Source organism: Paenibacillus sp. FSL R10-2771 (assembly GCF_038000205.1).
In the GTDB taxonomy this organism is placed as follows: Bacteria; Bacillota; Bacilli; order Paenibacillales; family Paenibacillaceae; genus Paenibacillus_AQ; species Paenibacillus_AQ phytohabitans.
The window spans coordinates 1,984,628-1,997,134 of sequence record NZ_JBBOBM010000001.1 but is presented as its reverse complement, the minus strand read 5'-3'; the positions used below and the strand labels follow the sequence as shown (position 1 = coordinate 1,997,134).

Genomic DNA, 12,507 nt, shown 5'->3' with positions numbered 1-12,507 from the left:
CTAGTTGTCCTCCTTGTTAAGCTTGAACTGTAAGATGCCCAAACCGCCCAGAACAACAAACATCAGCATTCCCAGCGCAGTCGCCGTACCATAATCCAGTCTTGTAAAAGCATATTTCACAATGAGCAGCGCATAGGTCAGCGTAGCATTGTTCGGTCCTCCGTCAAGCAGGGCCATCTGCGACTGGTACCCTTGAGAGGTAGCAATGATCTGCAGAATCAGCATGAGCAGAATCAGATTGCGCAGCGACGGCAGCGTAATATGGCGGATGCGGGCCCAGACTCCGGCTCCATCAATCTCAGCGGCTTCATACCAGTCCCTGGGAATACTGAGCACCGCAGCGAGATAGATCAGCATCCCCGAGCCGAATTGCTGCCAGGTCTCCATGAAGACAAGCGAGATCATCGACCACCTGGTATCCGTCAGGAAAGCGATCTGATCTGCCCCCGTGCTGCCAATCAGGGCATTAATCGGCCCGACTGGATCATACAGCCATCTCCATAGTCCGTACAAGACAACCGCTGGCATTACATAAGGCAAATACGCCGCTACGCGTACGAATCCGCCGAATTTCCTCAGCTCGGAGATCGCAATTGCAAAAGCAATCGGTACCCAGAAGCCGATCACAAGGCAGAGCAGCATGTAATACAGGGTATTCTTCACAGCGATCAGGACATCCGGATCCGTGAGTGCTCTGGCGTAATTGTCCATGCCTACGAATGTATTTCCTTTGACGAAGTCGACCGTGTAGAAGCTGTACAGGAATCCTTTGAAGATAGGCACCCACATAAACATAATAAAGATGATGATCGCGGGGACGAGGAACATAAAGCCCCAAAAATTCTTTTTCCAGCGGTTCTGTTTATACGGCTTGCTCTCGAGCTCCGCTGGCAGGTGATCATGTAACGCAGCAGACTGGTTCATTCTGGCTCCCTCATTCCTTTCGTCTTTCAGCACTTTCGCAAAGTGCTTCCTACCTTAATTGTAGAAAATGAGGGGGAGGCTGAACATGTCTATATCTATGGCAATCGTAAGCGTTCTTACTTCTTCAGTTCACTGGGGCTGATTCCGTAGTATTTTTTGAAAATCTTGCTGAAATGCTCCGGCGACTCATACCCCACCCGCTCGGCAATCTCATACCGGCGCAGATCGGTATTCAGAATCATCTCCCGGCTGTCCTCCATCCGCAGCTTGATGACATATTCCCACAGGTTATGGCCTGTATTTTTCTTGAACAGATAACTCAGATAGTTGGGGCTGACATGGTTCTTCTTGGCAACCTCATGGATCGTTAAGCCCTTCTGGGCGTAATTCCCGTCAATATACTCCTTGGCCTTCTGCACAATCAGATTGCTGTGCGTATGCAGCTCCTCGGGTGACGGATCAGCGGCATAGTTGTTCCAGTTGAAATCGCCATAGTAGAACACATAGTGATCGGCATGCTCTTTGTTCCATAGAATGGCCTTCGAGGCCTGGCGGTTCAGTACATCCATGAAGCTAATCCCCTTGAGAATCTGGCTGATGCCGATTACAGCATTCAGATGCAGATAGCGGTGGATATTGAAATGCAGACTGCGCCCGAGCACATCAAGCCGTCCTACCTGGCCGGTGGCCGATTCCTCGTAGCTCTTCTCATCCCACTGGATAATCACTGTAATCTCCTGGTCCGGTGAATAGAAGGCTGTAGAGTTCCACTCCTGATCGAGCAGCTCCTTGGCAATATTCAGGGCGGCATAACGCAGCAGACTGCGGTCACGGGAAGTATATTTCTGCTCACGCCGTTCTTCCGGCATGGGGAGCTTGATTTTGATGACGGCAAAAAATGGTCCCTGCAGCTTCAGCTCATCCAGCTTACGCAGCTCCTCCTCCCTCCCCAGCACTGAAGCGGTTTCGGCAAGCAGCGTATTCAGCAGTTCGCTATACTCCGGTAGAGGCTCCTCCAGGCGGAAGCTTTCACTGATCCCGTCCATGTAGGTGGCCAGCTCCGGTGACGGCTTATCCATCTTGAGGACTACACTGCGCACCGAATCAAGGAATTGCTCACTGTTCAGCGGCTTGATCAGATAATCCTTGGCTCCCAGCCGGACGGCCATCTGGGCATACTGAAAGGTCTCATGCGCAGAGATGACGATCGTCTGCACCCAGGGTTTGGCCATTTTGGCATGCTGCATCAGCTCGATGCCGCTCATCGCTCCCATCTGAATATCCGTAACGAGCAGATCAATCTCTTCCATCCGGATACAATCCAGTGCCTCAAATCCGCTGTTCGCGGTATAAATATGGTCAATATCAAGGCCTGAAGCGGCCAGCAGACTGCTTAGCCCTTTACAAATAAGCGGCTCATCATCAACAACCAGTATATTGAACACCTTGATCTCTCCTCTACTCTATAGTCTCTGATTTCGGAAGCGTCACTGTCACCACGGTTCCTCCGCCGGTACGCGGTCCGTAGCTGATCCCGTAATCCTGGCCGAAATGCAGATGCACACGCTGATTGATATTGCGTATACCATATCCGCTGGCCGGGTTGGGGCTTTCATCATTCAGTACATAGTCGATTGCCTTATAATCGACCTGCTTATAGCCGTTATCCTCAATGGTAATCAGAATCCTGTCATTCTGCAGAACGGAGGTGATGATGATTTCGCCGTCCTCATCCATATTTTTGACACCGTGAATAATGGCATTTTCGATTAACGGCTGCAGGGTGATCTTGGGAATCAGATTACTTTTGGTTTCAGGGGCAATATTCCAGATAACGGCGAACACATAGTCATACCGGTGCTGCTGCAGCTTGATATAGGCACTGGCATGCTCCAGCTCCTCCTCGAGCGTGATCAGCTCTCTCCCCCGGCTTAAGCTGATCTTCATCAGCTTGGATAATTCCTTGATCATTTCCGCGGATTCCACATTGCCCTCCAGCGAGCTTTTCCAATAAATACTCTCCAGGGTGTTGTACAGTAAATGCGGATTGATCTGCTGATAGAGCAGCTGTAGCTGGGCTTCCTTCTGCTTGATCTCCATCTGGTATTTGTACATAATCAGGCTGTTGAGCCTGCGGGCCATATCATAGGTGGAAGCGATCAGCACACTGACCTCATCATTGCTGCCTCTCCGGGGAGTCTCGGGAACGCGGTTGCCAGGCTCATACTTGCGCACAAAAAAAGCCAGCTTCTGCAAAGGAGTCATCAGCGAACGCCAGAAGTAGGTGATAATGATCAGCCCAAACAGCGCGTAAGCAACGGTTATGTATTGAATGACACGTTTCATTTCGTTCTGCTGCTGCAGCAGCGCCTTGACGGGAACCTTATACACCAGCTTCTGCTCGAAGGCGTGATTGTTGTTGACTACATATATGAAGTCATCTGTGATGATATCCTCGGTCCCCTCCGGGTCACCGGCTTCAGAACCCTCTGGAAGAGCAATAACTTCCCCCGTTGAATTCGTAGTAGAGGCAAGCACGCGGTTGTTCATATCCGTCAAATAAATTTCCCCGTCCGGCAGGGAGATGGATTTCAGCGACTCTCCGATCTTCGATTCCATCTTGGTCACCACCAGCACGCCGATTGTGCCTGCACCTCTATAGATATTATTAACTGCCCTGACATAAGTGAGGGTCTTCAGATCCTCGGCCTGCGGGCTCAGCTTCTCCGTGAACATTAGATACCCGTGGCCTTTCTGCTGCACCACCTGCTCGAACCAATAAGGCATTTCACCCTTGGAGAAAAAATAAACCCCCGCCTTCTTCACCTGCGGGAAATTGGGAGCGAAAAAGTAATAGTTGTCCGGATCATACACGTACAGCGAATAGTAAATCCCGTCGCCCCGCTCGGCTCCCTGGGAGTAGCTGCCCAGCAGCTTCTCAATGGTTTCGTACCGTTCGACGCGTTCAAGCACCGGATCATCCCCGCTCATATTCAGCTGCTGCAGGATCGGATTCTGGATGACGGTCGTCGTTATTTTGTTAACCGTATCAATGTCTCTGTTAATGATGGCGAAATTCTGCTTGTTCAGCTCCACATAGGCATTGGTCACATGGCGCTTGAGAATCTCTTCCGCCTTATAGTTGCCGTAGCTGTTCAGAATCAGGATGGGCGAGATCATAATCAGGAACAGCAGAATCAGCTGCTGCTTGACGTTCAGCTTAACGATAGGTTTAATAAGCATCGACAACATCTGGATACACCTCCAGTTTCAATAATATAACAAACCTACAAGCGCTTACATAGGTTTATTTCAAAGTTCTTTATGTTCATTTGTATGGAGTTTCACCATTATTTTATTTAAACAAAAACCAGCCATAACACGAAGCTACCGTGTCAGACTGGTTTTATCACAATCATTCTCTATCGGGTTCGTTCTCAATCGTTCTCAAAAAAGCAAGCACAGCAACAATCATCTGCTCCAGCCCCCGTTGTTCAATCGGAAAATGACCGGCGCCTTCTAAACTCACATATTCTTTTCTGCTTTTGAGATTATCATAAAACGGTTTACTGAAGCGGTAAGGAGTCATAGGGTCTAATTGAGGATGAACAAGCAATACCGGACAACCCTCAAAATCCTCAGGTTTAATTACCGGTTTCATATTCAAGAACGTTCTTAGTAAGCGTAAGGGAATAGATGTGCCTGCCGCAAGGGGATCCTTCATAATGAGTCTGGTCAGTTCAGCGTTGTTCGTGATCCATTTCATCCGGGATATTTTATTCACAGAGATCTGCAAGGAGTCTAATAGGGAAGGGAATTGATTCATACACCATCCCCCTAACCGGCTAATAAGCTTGTTAGGAGCTAACTGATCACGAACTTTTGAATCACTCGTATCTACAAATGTTGTTGCAATTAACCCTTTGACCCGTTTACTTTGTACAGCCGTGTGATAAGCTAACATGCCTCCAATACTGGAGCCCAGCAGAATGATAGGCTTGCCGTCCCGTTTCAGCTCCTGTTCGATCAATTCATTAAGGATGTCAATCCAGAGCTGATAATCCAATGATTCCGCTGAATCGGTATAGCTTAGACCATAAGGCGGCAGATCCGGCGACACTACTTCATAACCGTAGGTTTGCAGCATTCGTGCATAAGGAGCGAGCAACCTGCCATTGCCGCCAGCTCCATGAATGAAAATAATTTTCAATTGTGCATCAGGAACAGGCATACGATCCAGGTGAATATGAGCATTGTTCCAGGTCATCCACTCTTCTGTGGGTAAGTGATTTTCATTGATCTGCATGTCATCAGGGAAAAACTTTTGATATTGCTTCCAATAGGTCACCGACTGATTATAGGAAGAATCCTTATTCATAAATATGCCGTTCCTCTCTCAGGGGACCGGAATTTCTTTTTCCATAATATAATCATCCATGACGAATCCATTCCCGATATCCGCCATTTGTTCCCTTAGGGTCCGAAAGCCTTTTCTCTTATAGACTGCAATACTGGATTCATTATCACGATTGACCGTTAGCCAAATATGAGTCAGGTTTCTGTCTTGGCACAGCTTCTCCAGGAAGGCCAACGCCTGGCTGGCATAGCTGCGCCCCCTGTACTCCTTGCCTATATAAAACTTGCTCAAGAAGAGCTTTCCTTCCTCTTGTCTGGCCGAGATATAACCGGCTGTGGAGCCTTCACCGTTATGGATTAAGTAATATTCATAACCCTGATGATGGATCTGATCCGTAATCGCCGGAACCGATTGGAACTTTCGTAGCATATAATCGATCTGCTCGGCGGTAATAATGGAAACATAGTATTCGCGCCATATTTCCGCCGCCATTCGGGCAACCTCAGCGGTTTCTTCCGCTGTATGCACATGTGAAAATCTAAGCTTCATTATATGTACCTCCTTTGGGCGCGGACATAGAAGCAGACGCTCACGCTTTGGTATAACCGTTCAATTCCAGCCAGGATGCACAGGCATCGGTCCACGTCCGTGTATGCGGCTCATCGGCTCCTAAACCAATCCCGTGTATCCCATGTGAATAAATGTGAAGATCGAACGGAACACGGTGACGGCTCAGCCCTGCGGCGAACAGCAGGCTGTTCTCTACGGGAACGGAAGCGTCATCCGAGGTATGCCAGAGGAACGTTGGCGGAGTCTCTGCGCTCACCTGGAACTCACTGCTAAGCCGCAGCGGCAATTGCTCATCCGGGCTTGCTCCCAGCAGGTTCTCCTTCGAGCCCTGATGCGTTACCCCTTCGGTCATGGAAATGACCGGGTAGCATAGAATCAGCCGGTCCGGCCGGCTGGACAGCCGTTCGAGCGGCTCCGGGTGATCCGCATTCCCGAGATCATACAGCACACCGGCTGCAGAAGCGAGATGTCCACCGGCGGAGAAGCCCAGAATGGCCAGCCGGTCCGGATCAATTCCGAATTCATCCGCCCGGAAGCGGATCGTGCGCAGCGCTCTTTGCGCATCCTGCAGCGCACTCGGGTATTTATAAGGTGCAACACGGTAGCGCAGCACAAACGCTGAAATCCCGAGTGTATTCAACCATTCTGCAACCGGCCCTCCCTCGTGATCGGCACGCATCGCATAGCCGCCTCCCGGACAAATCACAACAGCGGCATTCTGCTTGCCTTCAACTAAATAAGGTGTAATCGCGGGCTGGTCCTCATCACTGGTTCCCAGCGCTCCAGGCGCACCCTCAGGCCATAGCAATAACGTTTCCATCATCATCCCTCAAGCTTTCCTTCTATAATAGAATAAGTAGTAGAGGAAATAAGTTCCTCTAGGCAATTCTATCAAGGTCTTACAGTTCATGCAATCCGGATACTACCAGATCAGCCTCCTTCAGCACTTCCCGTTTCCCGATGCCAACGACCTGTATTCCCGCAGCTTTCCCGGCGGCTACACCGGCCTCGGCATCCTCGAATACCACGCAGTCCTGCGGCTGCAGGCCCAGTTCCCGGCATGCAGTCTGAAACACTTCCGGGTCCGGCTTTGCCCTGGATACCTTATTGCCGTCAACAACGGCATCGAACAGCCCTGCAATATTCAGCTTATCCAGTATAAATACGGCATTCTTACTGGCTGAACCGAGGGCAACCCCTACACCGCGCGTTCTAAGACCGCTGAGGTATTCCTTGACACCAGGCAGCAGCTCCGATTCATCCAGTCCGGAGATGTATTCCACGTAAAGGCGGTTTTTCTTATCTGCCATGACAAGCTTCTCCGCTTCACTGAATTCCAGCCCGCCAATCTCCAGCAGGATATCCAGTGATCTCATCCGGCTTACACCCTTGAGCCGTTCATTATGCTCTTCCGTGAACTGGAATCCAAGCTCTTCTGCCAGCGAGCGCCACGCAAGATAATGATATTTGGCCGTATCTACAATTACACCGTCCAGATCAAAAATTGCACCTTTCATTTGCTCCAGCATCTGTTATATGTCCTCCTTATTGCTTCTTGTTTGCTTATACAAGCTGAGTTTAAGACTTCTGCGTAAATCCGCCCTGCATTTCAGATAATATTTGAAGTTCAGCCTCTTGCGCTTTACCCTTAGCCCGCAGCCGCAGCTGCATACCCGGACGGCACAGCTCCGGTTCGCCGCCGAAGCCGGCGAATGCTACAGCTTCGCTGTTGTCCGGCGCTGCGGTAACGGTGATCTCTTCCCGGCTGATCTGCAGCCGGAAGCTGTCTCCGCGCAGCACAACCGGCAGCTCCACTGCTTTCCACTCCTTAGGCAGCGCCGGATTCATCACAGCGGTCACGCCATCAAACTGCAGACCTGCGAAGCCGAGCACCGCTGCCATCCATGCACCGCCGTTCGCAGCCGGATGGGTTCCGCCGATATATAGATCGCCGACATACTGCTTCGATTCTCCGGTGAGATCTACAGTGGCAGTGCGCATGAAATACGGATATCCCCAGTCCGGTGAGCCGATATCTGCGGCAACAAGTGCATAGATGCACGGGCTGAGGCTTGATCCGTGCTCGGTACGCGGCTCATAGAATTCCCAGTTGGCCTGCTTCACTTCCTTGCTGAATTTGCCCTTGAACAGGTTCAGCATCAGCACGATATCAGCCTGCTTCAATATTCTTGTGGAGGTGGCCAGCCCGTTGCCTCCACCCCAGTATTCATGTTTGTTGATCACCCGTGATTTCAGCTCAGCCAGCGCAACCTCTTCCAGCTTCAGATAGCGGTCGAACTGTTCAATAACCAGAGTGTCCGGGTCCGGCTGCGGAACATAGAAATGCTCCAGCATATCTGTGAACTCAGCCAGGAACGGTCCGTCAGCAAACTGCCCTGCCAGCTCCGCATACACAGCAGGGTATTTGTCCTGCAGCAGACCCGCTGTCCGCAGTGCAATTTCCAGTGTCTCCTGCACCAGTGCATTGGTGAACGCATTATTGTTGACCCGCTCATGATATTCATCCGGTCCGGTAACATCCAGAATCTCATAACGTTTCTTCACCGGATTATAATAAGCATACGAGTACAAGAAGCGCGCACATTCCCAGATGACCTCAGCGCCGCCATCGGCAAGCATACTGTCATCTCCGGTGAACTGGATATACTGCCAGATCCCGTGCACGACATCTGCGCTGATATGCACTTGCTTATCCCGGAAATAGGTCCGCATTGGCCGTCCGGTAAACACATCATTCACATTGAACAGTGTGCAGGCATCATCTCCCGAATCCTGGCTCTCCCAGGCATAAAAAGCACCCAGATACCCATACTCAGCTGCCTTACGGCGGGCACCGTCCAGTGTATGGATGCGGTACATCATCAGATTGCGGGCAATGCCGGGATCACTATGCAGGAAGAATGGCAGCATGAACATTTCCGTATCCCAGAACACAGCCCCTTTATAGACTTGGCCGGATAGGCCGCGAGCAGGAATGGATACTTTCTCAGACAACGTTGGCGCAATAATCAGCAGCTGATAAATGCTGTACCGGAGAGCGAACTGCGCATCATCATCTCCTTCGATCACCACATCGCTGCTTAACCACCGCTCTTCCCATTTCCGGCAATGGGCTGCCAGCAGCTCTGCATAACCTGCCGCAGCCGCAGCCCTGACTGTTCGTACCGCCTGTACAGCAGGTTCCTCCTCCATGTCCAGCCCGGTGAACACGGCCACATATTTGTACCATTCATAAGTCTCTCCAGCCTTGGCGTCAAAAGAAACCGTACGGAGCGCTGCCTCTCCATGGATAAGCTGCTCTGCAAATGCGAAATCCGCCTGCTCAGCAACCGCCACCGGCAGCTGTAGTTCACCGGTAACAGCCGTTGCCAGTAGCACGCCTTCCTTCAGCTGAATCCGCTGCTCAAACAAATGGGGGCCGTTGATATCCCAGACCTCACCGTCAATCCCTGTCTTAATCTCTATCCGGCAATCCACCGTACTATGAATTGTCCATTTACCGGCCAGCACATGCAGCTGATCCATGCTGACGAACCGCTCAGCTGTGAGGGTCACCTGCCCGCCGTCCCGGATACTGAACACCGTCTCCCGCCGGTGGACTGCTGTGCGGAGTTCCAGGCTCTGTATATGAGCCTGCGGCTCCGTCTGCAGAACGCTAAGCACTTTCCCGTCACAGCTGATCATAGTGAACATTCCGTTGGGGGCATTCACCGGCTCACGCCACTTATCTCCCGCTCTGTCGTATAACCCGGCCAAGGTAACAGCCGTGAGCTGCTCCTTGCCGAACTCCTCGAGCACACCCCGGAATCCCATATACCCGTTACCGGTCATATATTTATTCCCGTTGGTCGTAATCCTGCCAGGTTCGAAGCTGCTTTCGCTTACGGTCCAGTTCATTATGCCATCATCCCTTCACCGAGCGGAAGCCTCGTACCTGCAGCATCCACTAGAACCAGCTGACCATAAATAGTAACTTCAGTGCTTCCACCCTCTATGGCTCTGAAGCTAACCGAATCTTTGTTCACAATAATTCCGAGCAGCACACCCTCATACCTCACCTGGAAGCTATAGGAGGTCCAGCGCTGCGGCAGTGTAGGCTGGAAGGACAGACGGGTACCATCAGAACGCATGCCGCCGAAGCCGTATACAATGTTCATCCAGGCTGCTGCAATCGAAGTTGTATGCAATCCTTCTCTGGTATTGCGGTTGTAGTTATCCAGATCCAGACGGGTTGCGAACTCGAAGAAATGATAAGCTTCCTCATGTTTGCCGACTTCACTGGCCAGAATGGAATGAATGGACGGCGAGAGTGAGGATTCATGGATACATCTGGATTCGTAGTATTCATAATTCGCAAGCTTGGCTTCTCTGGAGAACTGTCCGTTATATAAGAACATGAACATCAGCACATCCGGCTGCTTGATCATGTCATAACGGTACAGGCGGTCATACGACCAATTCGAGTAGAGCGGGAATTCGGTCACCGGAATCGAGTGAATATCGATATGAGGCATATCAAAGAATCCGTCATGCTCCTCATACACACCACTCTCTGTATCCAGCAGAATCTTCATATGCTCGCGTTTGTTGTCCCAATCGGCCAATTCCTCTTCGCGGAGCTCTGTTTTGGCAACAACGTCCGCATATGCTTCAGGTGCCTTCACCTTCATCCCGGCAATGGTTTCGAGCGTGAATTCAAATAATTTCTTAGCCATCAGATTGATATAGCAGTTATTGTTGACCATCAGCTGAAATTCGTCAGGTCCCATGACGCCGAAATAACCGTATTCTCCGCTGCGCTGACCCCACTGGCCGCGGGTCGCATAGAAGCGGCTGATCTGAATCAGCATCTCGGCGCCTTTGCTGTAGAGGAATTCCCGGTCACCTGTATTCTTCACATAATGCCAGATGCCATAGGAAACGGCTGTTCCGACATGCAGCTGAAGGTTAGAGTGCTGCCACAGATCACAGCTCTCAGTCCCGTCAATCGTGGCAATGGGATAAAAAGCGCCTTGGCAATCCACATCCTTCCCGCGCTGCATGGCTTCCGGCAGTGTCTTATAGCGGAACTCCAGCAGGCTGCGGGCCGCCTTCGGATTATTGAACATATAGAACGGCAGGCAGTAGGATTCCGTATCCCAGAAGGCCAGACCGCGGTATGCTTCACCTGTCAGCCCTTTGGCACCGATATTATAGCCCGGATGATCTCCATGATAGGTCTGATACAGCTGGAAAATGCAGAACCGGATGCCCTGCTGGTTCTCGGGATCGCCTTCAATAGAGATATCGCTGGTTGCCCAGATACCGCTCCAGTAAGAAGCTTGGTCAGCAAACACCTGTTGCTCATCCAGCCCGCTTACCCCTGCTGCAAGCTCCATACCTTCAGCCCAGAGGCTATCCGCCGTATGGGAAGCTTTGTTGTCCGCCGCATTCACGACGAGCTTGGTGAAAGAAGCCGGCTCTCCTTGAGACAGTTTAAGCGAGAATTTCCGTCCGATGAACCGGTCACGCTCCACAAGCTCTGTATTTAAAGGCTGGGAGGACTGAAGCATAAAACCGGAGAACAGCTTGTTCCCGGTTGTCAGCGTACTTCCCAGAATAGCTGTAACCGCTCCTTCGTCTCCACTGCGCAGCTGCTTCCACATGCTCTGGCCGTGTTCTTCGTGGATCATGTTGAAATCAAGACCTGTACAGATATCTACACTCCCCGTGAAGTTAAGCGGCTCAAAGGTGATCTGCTGCAGACCCAGATGAGACAATGTCATACTTACCAGGCGCGTGAAGCTGATCTGCAGCTGTTTGCCGTCCGGCAGATGCCAGATGAATCCCCTCCGGTATGTCCCGGTACGGAAATCCAGTCTGCGGGAGTAATTCGTAACCTTGCTATGGGCCAGATCGAGCTGTGAGCCATTAACGGATATCCGGGTATACAGCCAGTCCACCGCATTTACCATATAACGGAGTGTCCGGATAATGCCCTTGTAATGGTTGCCGACATCCATCTGCTCGTTTAGCCCATTCAAGTAGCTGCCAGGCAGCGAATCTCCGCTGTACCCTTCTTCGGCATACCCCCGCACGCCCATATACTCATTGCCCAGCGAAAAAATGGATTCCGAGGTCCGGTTACGCTCCGGATCAAAGCCCTCTTCTATAATCGCCCACGGATCGACCTTCAGATATTTGTCCGCCACTTTTGCCATATTTGATTTCTCCTTCTCTAGGGGAATGTTCCGCCCTTCCCGCAGTTGTCCTCGGAGGTACGGACGTTCAGTTCCAGAGTATCTCTAAGCACCTTCAGGACCAAGGTCTGCTTATAACGGAGTTATGTGCATTTTTACGGAAATGGGGAAATCCTGCAGTGTGGGGTATAATATTTTAGACAATTCAGTGCTTTTTCCCGCAAAAACAAAAAAAGCCGCAAGCTCCCAGGATCTTTCCAGATTAGGAGGCAGCTGCTATAATATCCTGTAATACAGGTTATGGACCCGCTTTTGGCGCGAAAACATATCATATCTCACACAAATGAAGTGAAAATTATCACAATGTAAAAAATTCGACACTTTTTCGCGAAAATTTTTACCCATAAAGAGGAATTTACATGTATAATTAATTTAAAATTTACTGAAAAACTGAGG

The 12,507-nt window shown here is 50.7% G+C and carries 9 protein-coding genes; all 9 read right to left on the bottom strand.

Annotated features, from left to right (window positions below; genetic code table 11):
* Positions 1-924 (bottom strand): carbohydrate ABC transporter permease, encoded by a 924-nt coding sequence (locus tag NSU14_RS08285; RefSeq protein WP_042141372.1) that lies wholly within the window; start codon positions 922-924, stop codon positions 1-3.
* Between the two features lie 116 nt (positions 925-1,040).
* Positions 1,041-2,369: a response regulator gene (locus NSU14_RS08280; protein ID WP_042138764.1), complete on the bottom strand. Its 1,329-nt coding sequence runs from the start codon at positions 2,367-2,369 to the stop codon at positions 1,041-1,043.
* A gap of 13 nt (positions 2,370-2,382) precedes the next feature.
* Complete coding sequence (locus NSU14_RS08275; protein WP_076245646.1) at positions 2,383-4,176, bottom strand: cache domain-containing sensor histidine kinase; 1,794 nt, start codon at positions 4,174-4,176, stop codon at positions 2,383-2,385.
* Positions 4,177-4,339: 163 nt separating this feature from the next.
* A complete protein-coding gene (locus NSU14_RS08270; protein WP_340944115.1) occupies positions 4,340-5,302 on the bottom strand; it encodes an alpha/beta hydrolase in 963 nt (320 codons plus the stop codon).
* Between the two features lie 18 nt (positions 5,303-5,320).
* Positions 5,321-5,830 carry a GNAT family N-acetyltransferase gene (locus NSU14_RS08265; RefSeq protein WP_336102323.1) on the bottom strand — a complete coding sequence of 170 codons (510 nt, stop codon included), beginning with the start codon at positions 5,828-5,830 and terminating at the stop codon, positions 5,321-5,323.
* A 40-nt stretch (positions 5,831-5,870) separates the two neighbouring features.
* Positions 5,871-6,671 carry an alpha/beta hydrolase gene (locus tag NSU14_RS08260; RefSeq protein WP_042141373.1) on the bottom strand — a complete coding sequence of 267 codons (801 nt, stop codon included), beginning with the start codon at positions 6,669-6,671 and terminating at the stop codon, positions 5,871-5,873.
* Between the two features lie 79 nt (positions 6,672-6,750).
* Entirely contained in the window at positions 6,751-7,380 is a 630-nt protein-coding gene (pgmB, locus tag NSU14_RS08255) for a beta-phosphoglucomutase (RefSeq protein WP_042138768.1), read from the bottom strand.
* 49 nt (positions 7,381-7,429) lie between these two features.
* Complete coding sequence (locus NSU14_RS08250) at positions 7,430-9,769, bottom strand: glycosyl hydrolase family 65 protein (RefSeq protein WP_063779803.1); 2,340 nt, start codon at positions 9,767-9,769, stop codon at positions 7,430-7,432.
* Positions 9,769-12,072 carry a glycoside hydrolase family 65 protein gene (locus tag NSU14_RS08245; protein WP_336102322.1) on the bottom strand — a complete coding sequence of 768 codons (2,304 nt, stop codon included), beginning with the start codon at positions 12,070-12,072 and terminating at the stop codon, positions 9,769-9,771. Before NSU14_RS08245 ends, NSU14_RS08250 begins: the two co-directional genes overlap by 1 nt.
* Between the last annotated feature and the right edge of the window lie 435 nt (positions 12,073-12,507).

Excerpts from the sequence above, each read along its gene's own strand:
- pgmB (WP_042138768.1), bottom strand. The coding sequence starts at position 7,380 with ATGCTGGAGCAAATGAAAGGTGCAATTTTTGATCTGGACGGTGTAATT.
- NSU14_RS08270 (WP_340944115.1), bottom strand. The coding sequence starts at position 5,302 with ATGAATAAGGATTCTTCCTATAATCAGTCGGTGACCTATTGGAAGCAA.
- NSU14_RS08285 (WP_042141372.1), bottom strand. The coding sequence starts at position 924 with ATGAACCAGTCTGCTGCGTTACATGATCACCTGCCAGCGGAGCTCGAG.
- NSU14_RS08265 (WP_336102323.1), bottom strand. The coding sequence starts at position 5,830 with ATGAAGCTTAGATTTTCACATGTGCATACAGCGGAAGAAACCGCTGAG.
- NSU14_RS08275 (WP_076245646.1), bottom strand. The coding sequence starts at position 4,176 with ATGTTGTCGATGCTTATTAAACCTATCGTTAAGCTGAACGTCAAGCAG.
- NSU14_RS08245 (WP_336102322.1), bottom strand. The coding sequence starts at position 12,072 with ATGGCAAAAGTGGCGGACAAATATCTGAAGGTCGATCCGTGGGCGATT.
- NSU14_RS08260 (WP_042141373.1), bottom strand. The coding sequence starts at position 6,671 with ATGGAAACGTTATTGCTATGGCCTGAGGGTGCGCCTGGAGCGCTGGGA.
- NSU14_RS08250 (WP_063779803.1), bottom strand. The coding sequence starts at position 9,769 with ATGAACTGGACCGTAAGCGAAAGCAGCTTCGAACCTGGCAGGATTACG.